Annotated in this window: 12 protein-coding genes and 1 pseudogene; 10 read left to right on the forward strand and 3 right to left on the reverse strand. The window is 74.5% G+C overall.

Annotation, left to right across the window (positions count from 1 at the left end; genetic code table 11):
• Positions 1-6: 6 nt before the first annotated feature.
• The 3 genes from ACIQR3_RS14860 to ACIQR3_RS14870 all read left to right on the forward strand — a co-directional run bounded on the left by ACIQR3_RS14860 (position 7) and on the right by ACIQR3_RS14870 (position 5179).
• Positions 7-2232 carry a CDP-glycerol glycerophosphotransferase family protein gene (locus ACIQR3_RS14860; RefSeq protein WP_403538377.1) on the forward strand — a complete coding sequence of 742 codons (2226 nt, stop codon included), beginning with the start codon at positions 7-9 and terminating at the stop codon, positions 2230-2232.
• 26 nt (positions 2233-2258) lie between these two features.
• The gene (locus tag ACIQR3_RS14865; protein ID WP_403538379.1) at positions 2259-3518 is read left to right on the forward strand and encodes a hypothetical protein; all 1260 of its coding nucleotides are present in this window, start codon (positions 2259-2261) and stop codon (positions 3516-3518) included.
• Between the two features lie 92 nt (positions 3519-3610).
• A complete protein-coding gene (locus tag ACIQR3_RS14870; RefSeq protein ID WP_403538380.1) occupies positions 3611-5179 on the forward strand; it encodes a hypothetical protein in 1569 nt (522 codons plus the stop codon).
• Positions 5180-5182: 3 nt separating this feature from the next.
• Here ACIQR3_RS14870 and ACIQR3_RS14875 read toward each other — a convergent pair whose 3' ends face one another.
• Entirely contained in the window at positions 5183-5596 is a 414-nt protein-coding gene (locus ACIQR3_RS14875) for an organic hydroperoxide resistance protein (RefSeq protein WP_403538381.1), read from the reverse strand.
• A 121-nt stretch (positions 5597-5717) separates the two neighbouring features.
• Here ACIQR3_RS14875 and ACIQR3_RS14880 point away from each other — a divergent pair, with 121 nt between their 5' ends.
• The 3 genes from ACIQR3_RS14880 to galE are packed head-to-tail and all read left to right on the forward strand — an operon-like array spanning position 5718 to position 8963.
• The gene (locus ACIQR3_RS14880) at positions 5718-6182 is read left to right on the forward strand and encodes a MarR family winged helix-turn-helix transcriptional regulator (protein ID WP_403538383.1); all 465 of its coding nucleotides are present in this window, start codon (positions 5718-5720) and stop codon (positions 6180-6182) included.
• Between the two features lie 45 nt (positions 6183-6227).
• On the forward strand, positions 6228-7859 hold the full coding sequence (locus tag ACIQR3_RS14885) for a glycosyltransferase family 2 protein (RefSeq protein ID WP_403538384.1): 1632 nt from the start codon (positions 6228-6230) through the stop codon (positions 7857-7859).
• Positions 7860-7919: 60 nt separating this feature from the next.
• Positions 7920-8963 (forward strand): UDP-glucose 4-epimerase GalE, encoded by a 1044-nt coding sequence (gene galE / locus ACIQR3_RS14890; protein WP_403538386.1) that lies wholly within the window; start codon positions 7920-7922, stop codon positions 8961-8963.
• A 135-nt stretch (positions 8964-9098) separates the two neighbouring features.
• On the opposite strand, the gene ACIQR3_RS14895 is transcribed toward galE, so the two are convergent.
• Positions 9099-9725 carry a TetR/AcrR family transcriptional regulator gene (locus tag ACIQR3_RS14895; protein WP_403538388.1) on the reverse strand — a complete coding sequence of 209 codons (627 nt, stop codon included), beginning with the start codon at positions 9723-9725 and terminating at the stop codon, positions 9099-9101.
• A gap of 141 nt (positions 9726-9866) precedes the next feature.
• Here ACIQR3_RS14895 and ACIQR3_RS14900 point away from each other — a divergent pair, with 141 nt between their 5' ends.
• From ACIQR3_RS14900 to ACIQR3_RS14915, 4 genes and pseudogenes are all read left to right on the forward strand, one after another.
• Positions 9867-10793: an ABC transporter permease gene (locus ACIQR3_RS14900; RefSeq protein WP_403538389.1), complete on the forward strand. Its 927-nt coding sequence runs from the start codon at positions 9867-9869 to the stop codon at positions 10791-10793.
• A pseudogene (locus ACIQR3_RS14905) lies at positions 10786-11634 on the forward strand (ABC transporter ATP-binding protein); the annotation flags it as partial. The gene ACIQR3_RS14900 and the pseudogene ACIQR3_RS14905, both read left to right, overlap by 8 nt.
• A 281-nt stretch (positions 11635-11915) precedes the next feature.
• A complete protein-coding gene (locus tag ACIQR3_RS14910) occupies positions 11916-14129 on the forward strand; it encodes a CDP-glycerol glycerophosphotransferase family protein (protein ID WP_403538391.1) in 2214 nt (737 codons plus the stop codon).
• The gene (locus ACIQR3_RS14915; RefSeq protein ID WP_403538392.1) at positions 14126-15742 is read left to right on the forward strand and encodes a glycosyltransferase family 2 protein; all 1617 of its coding nucleotides are present in this window, start codon (positions 14126-14128) and stop codon (positions 15740-15742) included. Before ACIQR3_RS14910 ends, ACIQR3_RS14915 begins: the two co-directional genes overlap by 4 nt.
• 30 nt (positions 15743-15772) lie before the next feature.
• Here ACIQR3_RS14915 and ACIQR3_RS14920 read toward each other — a convergent pair whose 3' ends face one another.
• Complete coding sequence (locus ACIQR3_RS14920) at positions 15773-17260, reverse strand: hypothetical protein (RefSeq protein ID WP_403538394.1); 1488 nt, start codon at positions 17258-17260, stop codon at positions 15773-15775.
• Positions 17261-17302: the final 42 nt, after the last annotated feature.

The raw sequence follows: 17302 nt of genomic DNA on the forward strand, positions 1-17302 counted from the left end.
GCTGACGTGCCCCGCTTCAGCGTCATCATCCCCTGCTTCAAGGTGCAGGGCTTCCTGCGCGAGTGCCTCGACTCGGTCCTGGAGCAGTCGTACCGGGACATCGAGGTCATCGCCGTGGACGACTGCTCACCGGACGGCTCCGGCGCGATCCTGGACGCGTACGCGGCCCGCGACGACCGGGTGCGGGTGCTGCACCTGCCGGAGAACGTGGGGCTCGGCCCGGCCCGCAACGCCGGGCTGCCGCACGCCGCCGGCGACTACCTCCTCTTCCTCGACAGCGACGACACCCTCACGCCGGGCGCGCTGCGGGCGCTGGCCGACCGGCTGGCCGAGACCGACGACCCGGACGTGCTGGTCTTCGACTACGCCCGCACGTACTGGTGGGGCGGCACGCGCCGCAACGTCCTCGCCCACGTCCTCGCGGAGTCCGCCGACGGCACCTTCACCGCCGCCGAACGCCCGGAGATCCTCGACCTGCTGATGGTGGTGTGGAACAAGGTCTACCGGCGTTCCTTCGTCGAACACGAGGGCTTCGCCTTCCCGCCCGGCTACTACGAGGACACGCCCTGGACCTTCCCGGTGCTGCTGAGCGCCGGGCGGATCGCGACGCTGGACCGGATCTGCCTGAACTACCGGCAGCGCCGCCAGGGCAGCATCCTGTCCACCACCAGCCGCAAGCACTTCGACGTCCACGCCCAGTACGAGCGGGTGTTCGCGTTCGTCGACGCCCGCCCGGAGCTGGCCCGGTGGCGGCCGTTCCTGCACACCAAGATGGGCGAGCACTGTCTGGACATCCTGGCCAAGCCGGACCGGCTGCCCCCGGCCGACCGCGCCGAGTTCTTCCACCGCACGGCCGAACTGTTCCGCGCCCACCGGCCCGAGGGGGCGCGCACCCCGGCGGACCTGCGCGTACTGGAGGGCGGCTACCCGGCGTACGTGGCGCGCAGCCAGGGCGCGCGGGCCGGGCGGGCGCTGGCGCGACGCGCCGTGCGGGTCCGTACGGCGGCGGCCGGGCGCCTGCACCGCGCCGGGTCGGCGCTCCGCACCCGCCGCCCCCTCGACCCGGACCTCGCCGTGTACTCGGCCTTCTCGCACCGGGGCGTCCTCGGCGACCCCGCGGCGGTCTACCACGAGGCCCGCCGCATCGCCCCGCACCTGCGCGGGGTGTGGGTGCTGCGCGACGAGGAGCTGGTGCCGTCGCTGCCGCCCGGCACCGAGCACGTGATCCTCGGCAGCGCGGCCTGGCGCCGGGTGACCGAGCGGGCCACGTTCTTCGTCAACAACGTCAACTGGCCGGGCACCGTGCCCAAGCGCCCCGGCGCCGTCCACATCCACACCCACCAGGGCACCCCGCTGAAGTACATGGGCGCCGACCTGCTCGGCAAGCCCGGCGCCCGGCACGGGACCGACGTGCCGCAGATGCTGCGCCGCGCCGACCGCTGGGACCACAGCCTGGTCGCCAACCTGCACTCGGAGCTGGTCTGGGAGCGGGCCTACCCCTGCCACTTCGCCTCGGCCCGCACCGGCAGCCCCCGCAACGACGTGCTGGTCCGGGCACGGAACGACAAGGCGGCCGGCGCCGGGTTCCGGCTGCGGCACGGCATTCCCGCCGGGCACACGGTCGTGCTGTACGCGCCGACCCGCCGCGACTACCGGCGCGGCGGGCACGTCGACCGGATCGACCTGGCCCGGTTCGCCGCGGACCTCGGCGCGGGGCACACCCTCGTGGTCCGGCTGCACCCGTCCCTCGCCACCGGCCCCGCGCGCGGCCTGGGCCTGGCCGACCTGCACCGGCGGGGCGTGCTGGTCGACGCCACCGACGAACCGCACGTCGAGGACGTCCTGCTCGCCGCCGACCTCCTGGTCACCGACTACTCCGCCCTGATGTTCGACTACGCCGTCCTGGACCGGCCGGTCGTCGTCCACGCCGACGACCTGGAGGCGTACGCGGCCAGTCGCGGCCTGTACTTCGACATCACCGCCGAGCCGCCGGGCCACGTCTCCCGCTCCTACCGGGAGCTGGCGTGGCTGCTGGCGTCGGGGACCTGGCGGGACGGGGAGGCGGCGCGGCTGAGGGCGGCGTTCCGGGCGCGGTTCTGCGCGTTCGACGACGGGCGGGCCGCCGAGCGGGTGGTGCGCACGCTGATGCTGGGCGAGACGATGCCGGGGCCGGTCACCGTGCCCGGGGCCCGCGCGGTGCCGTCCGGCCGCGACCTGCTGACCCCGTCGTGAGGCCGCGTGGCGGGGTACGTACGCGAGTGCTGCTGCTGGCGCTGCTCTTCGCCCTCCTCCAGCTGGCCGACGTCACCGGCCGGGACACCCCCGACACCAAGAACTACCTCTCCTACGCCCTGAGCCTGTCCGGCGAGGACAAGCGGGGCGCGGCGGCGGGCGCCATCGAGCATTACTGCGCCAGCCGGGCGTCGAGCGCGAAACGGGCGCAGAGCGTGCACGTGGTCCGCTTCCACCGGGCCGACCCCACCGCCCGGGTGACGGCCGAGTGCCGGGCGCGGGAGTGGCGGAACGTGGAGCGGCGGCTGCGGGCCGGGCAGACCGGCGGGCACACGGTGCCGTTCATGCCGGAGCGGTTCATGCGGATCTTCGAGGCGCGGCCCGGCTATCCGGCGTTCCTGGTGCCGTTCGTGACCGTGCTCGGCGTGACCTGGGGCGTGTGGACGGCGAGCGTGCTGGTCGCGGCGGCCGGCGGGGTGCTGGTCTTCCTGATCCTGCGCACCCTCACCCTCCCGGTACCGCTCGCGCTGACCGGTCAGGCGCTGTACTACGTGCTGCCGTGCGGGGCGGTGGCGATGCGGCCGATGACCGAGGGGCTGCTGATGGCGCTGACGCTGGCGGCGGTGTGGGGCTGCGCGCTGGTGTCGCGTGCGGTGCCGGAGCGGCGGGGGTACTGGCTGGTCGGCGGGTCCCTGGCGCTGCTGTTCACCGTGAAGCACTCGCAGGCGCTGTTCCTCGGCGGGTGCCTGGCGGTGGCGGGCGCGGCGGTCGCGCTCCGGCGGGTGCGCCGGGGCGAGGCGCCCGGCCGGGGCGTACTGCGGCTGGCGGGCGTGGGGCTGTGCGCCGCCCTCGCCACCGTCGTCCTGGCCCGCCTCCTGCACTACCCCTCCGAGTCGGAGAGCCTCCAGGACCTGCTGGCCGACCACTTCGCCCGGCCCGACCGGGAGCGTCCGTGGCCGGAGTTCTTCCAGTTGCAGGGCAACTTCTGGACCGAGTGGTCGCGCCGGCAGCTGCGGGAGCCGTTGTTCGTCGCCGCCCTGGCGGCGGGTGCGTGGGGCGCGCTGCGGCGGCCCGCGTCCGGCGCGTTCCTGATCGCGGCGGCGGCCACCGGCATCCTCACCCAGGCCGGGCACCCGGACATCAACATCTGGGGCGGCCGGCTGATCGTGCTGGCCTGGCTGCTGCCGGTGGTGGGGCTGCCGCTGCTGTTGGAGCCGGTGGTGCGGGGCCGGGCAGCGGTCCCCGCGCAGGGCCAGGTCGGCCGGGCGGCCCCGGCGGCCAACTGACCGTCACTCGATGCGGTGACGACGGGTCATGCCGTTGACCCGACCGGGAACATACGGCAAATGCCCCAGACGCTCCCCACCCCGTTCCTCCGGTGAGCGCCGGAGTCCTCGTCCGGCGGGCCGCGCACGGTGCCTCGGCGCTGCGCGGCGGCCGCGTCTGGCGCCCCACCCCCTACCAGGCGGCCGGTTTCCTGTTCTGGCTGGTGGTGTCGCTGGCGTACTGGCGGGTGCCGCTGTGCTGCGACGCCGGCCAGCACGCGGCGGTGGTCGAACGCCTCAAGGCCGACCTGCTCCACCCCCGCCACCCGATGGCCGACCTGCCCGGCGCGGGCAGCGCGTACTACTCGCCGTACGCCCTGGCGCAGGGCGTGTCCGCCCGGCTGACCGGGCTGGGCGGCTGGGAGGTGGTGCGGCTGGCCGGCCCGCTGAACCTGCTGGTGCTGCTGACCGGCGTCAACCGCTTCGTCCGGACGCTGACCCCCCGCCCCTGGGCGCCGGTGCTGGCCCTGGTGGCGATGACCCTGCTGTGGGGCACCGAGCGGGCCTGGTGGAGCGGCTACCTCGGGCTGATGTCCATGACGGGCAACCTCGGCTACCCCTCCACGTTCGCCATCGGGCTCACCTTCTGGGCCTGGGCCCTGACCGGGGCGCGGGCCCGGGACACCCGCCGGGTGCGCTGGGTGGGCCCCGGCGGCCTGCGCGGCCTGCCCGGGTACGCGGCCCTCGGCGTGCTGTACGGGCTGGTCCTGCTGATCCACCCGATCACGTCGGTCGCGGCGGTGCTGGGCGCGGTCGCCCTGGTCGCGGGGTGGCAGCGGCGCTGGTCGGGGCCGGTGCTGGGCCGCTGGGCGCTGACCGGCGCGACGGCCGCGCTGACCGGCGCGGCGTGGCCGTACTTCGACGTGTTCGCACTGGCCGGGAACGACAGCGTGGACGCGGTGCACCGCACGCTGTACGCGCACCTCGCCGGGGAGTTCTGGCTGGCCGTGGTGGTGGGGCTGCCCGCACTGTGGCGGCGCGGGCGCCGTTCGCCCCGGGACCCGCTGGTCCTGATGTTCGCCCTGGACTGCCTGGTGGTGGCGTACGGCCGGCTCAGCGGCCACTACACCTACGGCCGCGTCCTGGGCCTGACCCTCGTGCCGCTCCAGTTCGCGCTCGCGGTGGAGCTGGCGGCGCCCCGGCCGTGGAGCGCGGCGCGGCGCGTCCTGGGGTGGGCGGCGGCGGCCGGTACCGCCCTCGGCTTCCTCACCGTCCACGCGGGGGCGCTGATCCCGGCCGGCTTCCCGCAGCCGCCGAGCTGGCCGGCGTACGGCTGGGCGGCCCGGCACATCGGCCCCGGCGAGGTGGTGATCACCGACGGGTACTACGCCGGCCACGCCATCGCCGGGTACGGGCCGAACCTCGCCGCGCCCGCCTGGCCTGACCCCTCCCTGGACGAACGGGAGCGCGAGCGGCGCGAGGCGGACGTGGCGAGGTATCTGGACCGGGACGCGACCCGCGCCGAGCGCGCCGCCGTCGTCCGCCGCTACCGCGTGCGCTGGCTGCTGCTGACCCGCTGGCGGCCGGTGCCCGAGGAGGCGGTGGTGGTGGCGTGGAGCGAGCGGACGGGGGAGGTGCTGGCGCGGGTCGGGTCCCCGGGGCCGGGGCCGGGGGCCCGGTAGGCGTTACTCGATGACCAGCTCGACCGGGATGTTGCCGCGGGTGGCGTTGGAGTAGGGGCAGACCTGGTGGGCCTGCTCGACCAGCTTGCGGCCGGTCTCCTGGTCGACGGTGTCGGGCAGCTCCACGCGCAGGGTGACGGCCAGCGCGAAGCCCTCGCCCTCCTTGCCGATGCCGACCTCGGCGGTCACCGCGGCGTCGGTGACGTCGACCTTGGCGGCGCGGCCCACGGCACCGAGAGCGCTGCCGAAACAGGCGGCGTATCCGGCGGCGAAGAGCTGCTCCGGGTTGGTGCCCGTGCCGTCGCCGCCCATCTCGACCGGGAAGCCGAGCGCCAGGTCCAGCTTGCCGTCGGAGCTGACGGCGCGGCCGTCACGACCGTGGGTGGCGGTGGCCACGGCGGTGTAGAGCGGGTTCATGGAGAACATCCCTCCAGAGAGTCCGGGTCGGGTCCGGGTCTTGTGATCTCGTACGACGAACAGTGAAGCACACAATTAAGTTGGGCACAACCAAATCACGCCTCATGGTTACCCTGGAGACATGACCACGCCCGCACCCCCGGCCGACTGGCTCCGCCTCGACCAGCAGATCTGCTTCTCCCTGAACGCCGCCTCGCGCGCCTTCGGCGGCGTCTACCGGGTGATCCTCAAGGACCTCGGGCTCACCTATCCGCAGTACCTGGTGATGCTGGTGCTGTGGGAGCACGGCGAGCTGCCGGTGAAGCGGCTGGGCGAGCACCTGAGGCTCGACTCGGGCACCCTGTCGCCGCTGCTCAAGCGGCTGGAGGCGGCCGGTCTGGTCCGGCGCGAACGCAGCGCCCACGACGAACGGTCGGTCCAGGTGCGGCCCACCGGGGAGGGCCTGGCGCTGCGCGAGCGGGCGCTGGAGGTGCCCCGCCGGATCGCCGCGGCCACCGGCTTCGACCTGGCCGAGATCCAGGACCTGCGGTCCCGTCTGGACCGCCTGACGACCGCCCTGGACCGGGCGACGGCCGACGGCGCGTGATCCGGAGCGGCGAGCGGAAAGGCACAGCGGGCGTTTTACTGTGCTATGCCCGCATGCTCCCCTCCTCCGTCCCGGCAGGTCGGCGTCGTCGTCATCGGGTACCAGGACGCGGCCCATGTGACCGACGCCGTGCGCTCCGCGCTGGCGCAGGGCGCCGCGGTCCGCGAGGTCGTCGCGGTGGACGACTGCTCGGCCGACGGCAGCGCGGAACTGCTCGGCCGGCTGGCCGCGACGGAGCCCCGGCTCCGGGTGCTGCGCCGGCCGGCCAACAGCGGCGGCTGCGGCACCCCGCGCAACACCGGGCTGGCCGCGGTGACCGCGCCGTACGTGATGTTCCTGGACAGCGACGACGTACTGCCGCCGGGCGCGGTGGACGCGCTGCTCGCGGCGGCCGTCGAGGAGCGCGCGGAGGTGGTGAGCGGACTGTGCGTGCGCCGGGAGCTGCCCTCGGGGCGCGAGGTGCCATGGCAGGCGCCGCTGTACGCGACGCGCACCGTGGTCGCGCACCCCGCCCGGCACCCCCGCCTGGTCCACGACACCCTCTGCGTCAACAAGCTCTACCGCACCGCCTTCCTCCACCGGCACGGCATCCGCTTCCCCGACGGCCGCTTCCCCTACGAGGACTTCGTCTTCACCGCGCGCGTCCTCGCCGCCGGCCCCCGCGTCGCGCTCGTCCCCGACCCGGTCTACGTCTGGCACGTACGCCGGTCCGCCGAGCGCCTGTCGATCTCCCTGGACCGCGCCGACGTGAGCAACTGGCGGGCCCGCACGCACGCCTGCCGGACGGCGTACGACATCCTGCTCGCCGCCGGGCAGAAGCGGCTGGCACGGGCGGCCCGCGCCAAGTTCCTCGACCACGAGCTGCGGATGTACGTCCGCGAGCTGGAGGTACGGGACGTGCGCTACCGGCGTGCGTGGTGGGCGCACACGCGGGCGTACCTCGCGGAGTACGACGCGGCCGACTGGACCCGCTCCCCCACCGCGCCGGGCCGCCTGATCGGCCGGGTGATCCTGGCCTCCCCCGAGCCGCGCGACCTGCCCCGCCTGCGGGAACTGGCGGCCCGCCCGGCCCGGCTGCTCCCGCCGTACCCGACGGGGTCCGACGGCCTCCCCGTCTGGTCGCAGGACCTCCCCCAGGTCACGCTGGAGCCCTTCCTCACCCGCCCGGTCCGGCTGCTGCCCCTGGCGGTGGACGCGGAACTGCGCCCGTCCGCGCGGGGCACGCGGCTGTCGCTGCGGCTGCACGAGCTGTACGGCCGGGTGGAGCGGGCCGGCGGTCCGGTGGCCGTCGAGGCGGAGTGGCGGCGACGGGAGGACGGGCGGTGCGGGGGACGGCGTACGGCGGTCTCCGGACCACCGGAACGGTCCGCACCACGGGCCGGCGGTGCGGTCTGGCCGGTCCGCGTCACGGTCGACCCCGCCGCCCTCGGCGCCGGCACCTGGGAGCTGCGGCTGCGCCTGCGCTTCCGGGACGGCACGGCGCGCGAGGTGACGGCGCACGCCCGCACGGACCTGCCCGGCCGCCTGCGCCGCCGCGCCCTGCCCAGCACCCGGCACGGCATCGTGCTCGTCCAGCCGTACGCCACGCACTCCGGCGCACTGGCGCTGCGGGTGGCGCCCGGGGCGCGGGGTGTGGCGACGGTGGTACGCGGCAGGCTCCGGCGCCTGCTTCACTGAGAGGCGACCACTGGAGAGGCGACCACTGCCACTCAGGCAACGGACGAGGGGACGGCCACCATGACCTGGCTGATCACCGGCGGCGCCGGCTACATCGGGGCGCACGTCGTACGGGCGATGACCGAGGCGGGCGAGCGGACCGTGGTGTACGACGACCTGTCCTCCGGCGTCGCCGCCCGGCTGCCCGCCGGCGTGCCCCTCGTCGAGGGCTCGGTCCTGGACGCCGGCCGGGTCCGCCGCACCCTGGCCGACCACGGCGTCACCGGCGTGGTCCATCTGGCGGCGAAGAAGCAGGTCGGCGAGTCGGTGGAGCGTCCGCTGCACTACTACCGGGAGAACGTCGAAGGCCTGCGCGTCCTGCTGGAGGCGGTGACGGAGGCGGGCGTGTCCTCGTTCGTCTTCTCGTCCTCGGCGGCGGTGTACGGGATGCCGGACGTGGACCTGGTCACCGAGCAGACCCCCTGCGTGCCCATGTCGCCGTACGGCGAGACCAAACTCGCGGGCGAGTGGCTGGTCCGGGCGACCGGGCGGGCGACGGGGCTGTCGACGGCGTCACTGCGCTACTTCAACGTCGCGGGCGCCGGCGCCCCCGAGCTGGCGGACACCGGCGTGCACAACCTCGTCCCCATGGTCTTCGAGAAGCTGACGGAGAACGCGCCCCCGCGCATCTTCGGCGACGACTACGCCACCCCGGACGGCACCTGCGTCCGGGACTACATCCACGTGGTGGACGTCGCCGAGGCCCACGTGGCGGCGGCCCGCGCGCTCCAGGCGTCCTCCGGCCGCGACCTCACCCTGAACATCGGCCGGGGCGAGGGCGTCTCCGTCCGCGAGATGATCGACCGGATCAACACCGTCACCGGCTACGGCCTCTCCCCCACGGTCGACCCGCGCCGCCCCGGCGACCCGGCCAGCGTCGTCGCCTCCGCCGACCGCGCCGCCGCCGAACTGGGCTGGAAGGCCAAGTACGACGTGCAGGACATGATCACCTCGGCGTGGGCGGGCTGGGTGGCCCTGCGCCCGGAGGCGGCTCGGGGGGACGGGGCGAGCGGAGCGAGCGGGACGAGCGGGACGAGCGGGACGAGCGGGACGACCGGAGCCTGAGAGTCCCCGCCCACGGCACGTCCGCACGACGATCCGCGCCCGCTCCAGCCGGGGCGTTCACCCGCCCCGCCCGCTCCAGCCGGGGCGCGCACGCCCCTTCACCCCGCCCCCGCCCCGCCCCCGCCCCCGCCCCGCTCACAACGCCTTCAGCGCCGCCGCCGTAGCCCGGGTCAGCGCCCCCAGATACCCCTTCGGCGGCTTCGGCCCCCTGATCACCACCGACCGCCAGTACAGCGGCCCGGAGATCAGGTCCAGCGCCAGGTCGTGGTCGAAGCCCGCGCGGATCTCGCCGCGCCGCCGCGCCGCCGCCAGAATCGAGCTGGCGACCCCGTCCTGGCCTTCCCGCAGCGCCTTCTGCATGGCCTCGGCGATGTCCGGGTTGCGGGCCGCCTCCGCCTGGAGGTCCGGGATGACCTGCGAGGCGACCGGGTGCCGCAGCGCCCTGGACGTCACCTCGTAGAGCAGCCGCAGATCGCCCTCCAGCGTGCCCGTGTCCGGCGCGGGCAGCCCCTGCACGGCCAGCGCCGAGACGATGTCGAGCACCAGGTGCAGCTTGGAGCGCCAGCGCCGGTACACCGCCGTCTTGCCCACCCCCGCGCGGCGCGCGATCCCCTCGATGGACATCCGCGCGTACCCGACGGCCGCGAGTTCCTCGAAGACGGCCGCCCGGATGGCCTCCGTCACGTCCGCCCGCAGTACGGCGGCCCCGGCGGGGGCCCTGCGGCGCGGACGTGGCTGAGGCTCGTCGGCGTTGGTCGTCATACGCCCCAAGCATAGGGGCGTGAGGACGAAACGGTTGCGTTCCGACGTCAATTCGGCCTAGTCTCCCGTTGCGACGATACGGTCCCGTCCCGACGTAGCACCGCGACTACTCACCCCTCCCCCCGAGTGAAAGCAGCGGATGTGAGCCAGGTCCTCCACACACCGCCCCCGCCGACCGCCCCGGCACCGGCCGGCACCGAAGACCTCGCGGCCCTCGCCGCCCGGCACGGCCTCGCGGTCAGCGGCGCCCGTCCTTCCCTGCCCGACTACGTGCGCCAGCTGTGGGCCCGCCGGCACTTCATCGGCGCCTTCTCCACCGCCAAGCTCACCGCCCAGTACAGCCAGGCCAAACTGGGCCAGGTCTGGCAGGTCATGACGCCGCTGCTGAACGCGGCGGTGTACTTCCTGATCTTCGGCGTGCTGCTGCAGACCAAAAAGGGCGTGCCGGACTACGTCCCGTTCCTGGTCACGGGCGTGTTCATCTGGACCTTCACGCAGAGTTCGATCATGTCGGGCACCAAGGCGATCTCCGGCAACCTGGGCCTGGTGCGGGCCCTGCACTTCCCGCGCGCCGCGCTGCCGGTCTCGTTCTGCCTCCAGCAGCTCAAGCAGCTGATGTACTCGATGGCCGCCCTGGTCGTCATCCTGCTGGCCTTCGGCGTGCCGCCGGCCCCCTCCTGGGTGCTGGCGGTCCCGGCCCTGGTGCTCCAGTTCACCTTCAACGCCGGCGTGGCGATGATCATGGCCCGGCTGGGCTCCAAGATCCCCGACATCGCCCAGCTGATGCCGTTCGCGCTGCGCACCTGGATGTACGTCTCCGGCGTGATGTGGAGCATCGACCAGCTCATCGACAAGCACGGCGACCTGCCGTCCTGGGTCGGCCCGGTCCTCCAGGCCAACCCCGCCGCCGTCTACATCGACCTGATGCGCTTCGCCCTGATCGACACCTTCCACGCGAGCCAGCTCCCCTCCCACGTGTGGGCGCTCGCCCTGGGCTGGGCCCTGCTCGCCGGGATCGGCGGCTTCATCTACTTCTGGAAGGCTGAGGAGACCTACGGCCGTGGCTGAGCACACTGACGAACGCGTCCCCACCGTCGTCGCCGACGGCGTCGACATCGTCTACCGGGTCAACGGCACCGGCGCGGGACGGGGCAGCGCCACCGCCGCCCTCAACCGGATCGTCCGCCGCAAGCAGACCGAGAAGGCGTCCGGCGTCCGCAAGGTGCACGCCGTGCGGAACGTGTCCTTCGCCGCGTACCGGGGCGAGGCCATCGGCCTGATCGGCACCAACGGCTCCGGCAAGTCGACGCTGCTCAAGGCCGTAGCCGGCCTGCTGCCGGTGGAGAACGGCAAGATCTACACCGACGGCCAGCCGTCCCTCCTCGGCGTCAACGCCGCCCTGATGAACGACCTCACCGGCGAGCGCAACGTGTACCTCGGCGGCCTCGCGATGGGCATGTCCCGCGAGCAGATCAGGGAGCGCTACCAGGAGATCGTCGACTTCTCCGGCATCAACGAGAAGGGCGACTTCATCACCCTCCCCATGCGCACGTACTCCTCCGGCATGGCCGCCCGCCTGCGCTTCTCCATCGCCGCCGCCAAGGACCACGACGTCCTTCTCATCGACGAGGCCCTCGCCACCGGCGACCGCTCCTTCCAGAAGCGCTCCGAGGCCCGCATCCGCGAGCTGCGCAAGCACGCGGGCACGGTGTTCCTGGTGAGCCACAGCAACAAGTCCATCCGCGACACCTGCGACCGGGTGCTGTGGCTGGAGCGCGGCGAGCTGCGCATGGACGGCCCGACGGACGAGGTGCTCAAGGAGTACGAGGCGTTCACCGGCGGCCCGGACAAGGCGCGGCCCAAGCCGAAGCCCAAGCCGAAGCCGAAGGCCGCCCCGAAGCCGGCCCCCGAGACCGACACGACCGCCCCGGAGCGGGCCCCCGAGACCGGCACGACCGCCCCGGAGCGGGCCCCCGAGACCGGCACGACCGCCCAGAAGCCGGCCCCCGCCTCCGCCCCGAAGCCGGACCCCACCCCCGACCCCACCGACCCCACCGACCCCACCGACCCCAAGGCGGCCCCCTAGGTTCCCTCGTGAGGCGCAGCCCGGCTTAACCCTTCCGTCCGTTCGATGCCACTATGTCCGGACAGGTGTGCCGGGGAGCGTCGCTGACGAAGGAGACCACCGAGATGCCCGAACTCAGTGTCGTCGTCCACGGGCCCGACACCCGGGACCACCTGACCGGGCTCCTCGCCTCCCTGGCCGCCCACCCGCACCCGGACACCGAGGTCGTCGTCGCCGCCGTCGGCGACTGGGCGCGGGAGGCGGCCGAGCGGCACATCCCCGCCGTCGAGGTGGTGCCGCTGCCGGACGGGACGGACCCGGCCGCGGCCCGGGCTGCGGGGGCGGCCCGGGCGACGGGCCGCTGGCTGCACTTCGTCCGCGCCGAGGACGGACTCCCCGCCGGCGCCCCGCGCACCGTCGCCGAGCGCGCCGCCGCCCTGCCCGGCCAGGTCGACGTCCTCCTCCTCGACCACGTCCGCTCCACCTGGCGGACCTCCGGCCTCCCCTCCGCCGACGGCCCCCTGCTGGCCCGCGCGGGCCGCACGGACCGCACGGACCGCGCCCCACTCGCCCTCGACGACCACGCCCCCCTGCTCAGGACGGCCCCGCTGCTCGGCACCCGGGTGGTCCGGGCGGCGTTCTGGCGGGCGCACGAGCGGTTCCTGACGTCGGGCCGCGACGAACCGTTCACCGCCCGCGCCGCGCTGCTCCTCGCCGACCGGGTCGCCGCCCTGCCGCACCCCGCGTACGAGCACCGCCCGCCGCGCCCCGAGAGCCTCCCGCCGGTCACCGCCGAGCAGCACCACGCCCTGGTCGACCGCTACGAGGCGCTGCTCGATCTCGCCCGCGGCCGCCCGGCCCCGTACGCCGTCCTCTACGACCTGATGGTCCGCGACTGCCTGCGCGCCTTCGTCCGCGCCGGGATGCCGGAGCCCGTCGCCCGCGAGTTCTTCCGCCGCGCCTCGCTGGCCGCCCTGCGCCGCCGCCCCGAGGGCTACTCGCGCCCGCCCGGCCCGGAGGGGCTGCGCCGCTCACTGCTCGAAGAGGGCGCGTACACCAAGTACCGCGCCTTCCAGACCGCCAACAAGGCCCGCCGCGCCGTCCGCGGAACCGTCCGCACCCGCCGCCGCCAGGCCGCCGCCCTGCTCCGCGACCACCAGTACCGCCGCGCGCTCACCGCCCCGGCCGACCCCCGCCTCGCGGTCTTCTCCGCCTACTGGAACCGCGGCGTGGCCTGCAACCCGGCCGCGATCGCCGCCAAGCTCGGCGAACTCGCCCCGTGGATCCGCCCGGTGTGGGTGGTGAACGCCGCCGACGCCGCCCTGCTGCCGCCCGGCACCGACCACGTCGTCCCCGGCACCCGCCGCTGCGCAGAGGCGCTGGCGAGCGCCACGTACCTGGTCAACAACGTCAACTTCCCCAATTCCGTGGTCAAACGCCCGGACGCGGTCCACCTCCAGACCCACCACGGCACACCGCTCAAGCGCATGGGCCTGGACCAGCTCCCCTACCCGGCCGCCGCCCGGGGCCTCGACTTCCAGGCCCTCCTGGAACGCGTCGACAAATGGGACTTCAGCGTCAGCGCCAACAGCCACTCCACCCGCATGTGGCGGCGGGCGTACCCGTCCCGCTGGGTCTCCCTGGACCACGGCTATCCGCGCAACGACGTCTACTACACCGCCCGCGCCGCCGACATCCGCGCGATCCGCGCCCGCCTGGGCATCGCCCCCGGCCGCCGCGCCGTCCTGTACGCCCCCACCCACCGCGACTACGAGGCCGGCTGGACCCCGCGCCTGGACCTCGCCGCCCTCGCCGCTCACCTCGGCGAGGAAACGGTTCTCCTGGTCCGCGCCCACTACTTCTACGGCTCCGCCCCCTCCCCCCTCACCGGTCTGCGCCGCACCGGCCGCGTCATCGACGTCTCCCCCTACGAGCCCGTCGAGGACCTCTGCCTGGCCGCCGACGCGCTGGTCACCGACTACTCGTCGATCATGTTCGACTACGCCAACCTGGACCGGCCCATCGTCATCCACGCCGACGACTGGGAGATCTACCGGGAGACCCGCGGCGTCTACTTCGACCTGCTGGCCGAGCCGCCAGGACCGGTCGCCCGCACCCAGGCCGAGCTGACGGAGATCCTCACCACCGACGCCTGGCGCGACGCGGACGCGACGAAGGCGCGGGCCGCCTTCCGCCGCCGCTTCTGCGAGTACGACGACGGACGCGCCGCCGAACGCGTCGTACGCCGCGTCTTCCTCGGCCAGGACGAGAACGCGCTGCCCCCGGTGCCGCCCCTGGCCGAGCGCACCCCGGCGCCGACCCCCGAGGAGGCCGCGTGACCCGCCCCGACGTCACCGTCACCGTCATCGTCCACAACGACGCCGAACGCCTCCCCAGGGCCGTCGCCTCCGTCCGCCGCCAGACCCACGCCGGCCTGGAGATCGTCATCAGCGACGACCACTCCACGGACGGCACCCCGGCCGTCGCCCGCGCCCTGGCCGCCGAGGACCCCCGGATCCGCTACGTCCGCCTGCCCGAGAACAGCGGCGGCTGCAGCGCCCCGCGCAACCGCGGCATCGAACTCTCCCGCGCCCCGTACCTGATGTTCCTGGACAGCGACGACGAACTCCCCGAACGCGCCGTCGAGACCCTGCTCGCCGCCCACCGCGCCCGCGACCTCGACTTCGCGATGGGCGCGGTACGCCGGATCCGCGCCGACAACGGCCGCCGCTCCACCTGGATGCCGCACCTGGTCGCCGAAGACCGCACCCTCGACGGCATCGAGGCCGACCCCCGCCTCTTCTTCGAACACCTCGCCACCAGCAAGATGTACGCCCGCGCCTTCCTCGACCGGCACCGCCTCCGCTTCCCCGAGGGCATCCACTACGAGGACCAGCTCTTCACGGCCCAGGCGTACTGCCTGGCCAAGACGTTCACGATCGTCCCGGAGCCGGTCTACCTCTGGTACATCGCCCCGTACGCCGCCGCCTCCGCCGCCTCCATCTCCAACCAGCGCGACCGGCTGACCAACGTCGCCGACCGGATCCACGTACAACGCCTGATCGACGCGTTCCTCGCCGAGAGCGGGCACGAGTCGCTGCGGGAGGACAAGGACCACAAGTTCCTCAAGCACGACTTCCGGATGTACGCCGGTGACCTGCCCTACCGCGACGAGGCGTGGCTCGCCTCCTTCGCGGACCTCGTCGTCCCGTACCTGGACACGCTCACGCCGGGGGCGTACGCCCGGCTGCCGCGCGCCGAACGGGTCGTCGTCCAGCTCGTCCGCGACCGGCGGTTCGCCGACGCCCGGCAGGCCGCGCGGGGCCTGGGGCACGACGTGGCACCCCGGCAGCTCACCACCGGCCCCGACGGCCGGACGTACTGGGGCGACCGGGTCCCGGAGGGTGCCGCGGCCCGCCGCGAGCTGGACCTCACCGACCTGGAACCGGAGACCCGGCCGTTCTTCGACGCCCCGTTCCGGCACGAGATCACGGACGTCGGCCGGGGCCCCGGCGCCTCGGTCGACCTGACCGTCCGCACCTACGACCCGGCCCTGCGCCTCCCGGTCGGCCCCCAGCGCGCCGCCCTCCTCCTCACTCCCGGCAAACGCCGCCTGTCGGTCCCCTTCCGCCTCTCCCCCGTCCGCCCCGGCGTCTTCGAGGGCCGCGTCCGCCTGGACCTGGCGGCGGCCCGCCTGCCCCTGTGGGGCTTCGACGGCGTACGGCACCCCGTGCTCCGCCTCCGCCACGAGGGCCGTGCCCACACGGGCATCCTCCTGGCCCCGCCGGCCTTCCCGCCCTTCACGGCCCGCGTCCCCTACCGCTCCGGCACCACGCCCCACCGGCTCACCGTCGAACCGGAAGGCCACAGCCCGGGCCGCCTCCAGCTCCGCTGGGAGCCGGTGGGCGTACTGGCATCAGCCGTACGCCCCCTGATTCATCACGTGCGCTGACCTACAGCGCAGCCGCCTCCTGCGCCCACCTCACGGCACGACCGCGTACAGCACCTGCCCACCCGGCCCCCGAGCCACCACCCGCAGCCCCTCGACGACACCCCCTTCCCGATCCACCACCCACCGCACCCCGTAAGCCCGCAGAATCCCCCACCGCTCCTCCGCCGACGCCCCCTCCCCGAAGTACCTCCGCACAGCCGTCCCCCGCCGCCCCTCATCCGGCAGGAAGAAGTCCGGATACCCCGGCGCCACCGTGTACGCCCCGTACGCCGGGATCTGCCGCGCCGCCCGCACCCGCGCCATCACCACGTCCCCGTACCGCACCCACGGCGTGATCCAGTGGTACCCCTGCCACGGCTCCCGGTACTTGGCCTCCACCACCCCCGGCAACACCCCCCGCCCGACCACGTACCCCACCGTCCCCGCCTGCGTCCACGCCCCCACCGCCAGCGCCCCGGCCAGCACGCACGCGGACCCGGCCCGCACCCCCCGCCGCCCCGCTCCCAGCACCTCCACCGCCGCCGCGACCTGCGCCGGAATCACCACCGCCGGCAACGCCCGCCCCCACGACCAGTGCCCACTGACTCCCCCCGCCCCGACCACGACCACCCCCAGCACGAAGAACAGCACCAGCACGTCCCACCGGTCCCGCCCCCACCGCACCCCCAGCGCGACGACCCCCGCCAGCACCAGCCAGTACCGCCCGGCCAGGTCCTCGTACAACGGCCGGTGCACCGCCTCCAGCCCGCCCCCCGCCCCGAACAGCGCGAAGAAGTCGTAGTACGGCCACACCCACAGCACCCCCGCCCCGAGCGCCGCCCCGCCCACGATCCGCGCCCCGGCCGGCCGCCACGCCCGCCGCCCCGCGACCAGCACGGCGACGGCCCCCAGCGAGGCCACCACCCCCGTGAACTGATGGCACAGCAGTACCACCGCCCACAGCACCCCGAGCCCCAGCCACTCCCCCCACCCGCCCCCGCCGCCGACCGCCGACGCCAGCCCGGCCCACAGGTGGAAGGCGAGCCCCAGGGCGAGCACACTCGGGTACGCCACCGTCAGCGCGAGCGAGTTGAGCCCGAGGAACCCGCTCCACGCGAACACCTCGGTGCCCCACAGCAGCAGCAGGCACAGCAACGCCAGCGCCGGCGCCGCCCGGTGCGCGCCGAGCGTCCGCACGTACCGCCACACGCCCGTCACCAGCAGCCCCAGCCCGACCAGCGCGCCCAGCCGCAGCACCACGAAGACCGAGGCCCCGCCGGCCTTGGCGACGGCCCCGAGGACGACCGTCCACGGCGAGTAGTACGGGCTCGGTGTGTCCGCGTCGACCAGCGGGTTGCCGGGGTCGGTCAGGCTGTGCCGCAGCCGTTCGACGGTGGCCGCGTGCAGCCCGAGGTCACCGGCCCACGGCAGCCGGACCACGACCAGCAGCAGCAGAAAAAGCACGAGCACGGCGACCGTCCAAGGGACGACCACCGTGCTCGGCCTGGAACCCGACGCGGACCCGGACCACCCAGCCATCCGGCCACTTTATCCGGGATGCCCCGAATGTCCGGTCAGCTG

The organism is Streptomyces sp. NPDC090994 (assembly GCF_044768905.1).
GTDB lineage: Bacteria > Actinomycetota > Actinomycetes > Streptomycetales > Streptomycetaceae > Streptomyces.

What these genes read in the sequence shown, in the direction of transcription:
- ACIQR3_RS14875 (WP_403538381.1), bottom strand. Translation starts at nt 5,596, where the DNA reads ATGAACCCGCTCTACACCGCCGTGGCCACCGCCACCCACGGTCGTGAC.
- ACIQR3_RS14880 (WP_403538383.1), top strand. Translation starts at nt 5,718, where the DNA reads ATGACCACGCCCGCACCCCCGGCCGACTGGCTCCGCCTCGACCAGCAG.
- ACIQR3_RS14885 (WP_403538384.1), top strand. Translation starts at nt 6,228, where the DNA reads ATGCCCGCATGCTCCCCTCCTCCGTCCCGGCAGGTCGGCGTCGTCGTC.
- galE (WP_403538386.1), top strand. Translation starts at nt 7,920, where the DNA reads ATGACCTGGCTGATCACCGGCGGCGCCGGCTACATCGGGGCGCACGTC.
- ACIQR3_RS14895 (WP_403538388.1), bottom strand. Translation starts at nt 9,725, where the DNA reads ATGACGACCAACGCCGACGAGCCTCAGCCACGTCCGCGCCGCAGGGCC.
- ACIQR3_RS14910 (WP_403538391.1), top strand. Translation starts at nt 11,916, where the DNA reads ATGCCCGAACTCAGTGTCGTCGTCCACGGGCCCGACACCCGGGACCAC.
- ACIQR3_RS14920 (WP_403538394.1), bottom strand. Translation starts at nt 17,260, where the DNA reads ATGGCTGGGTGGTCCGGGTCCGCGTCGGGTTCCAGGCCGAGCACGGTG.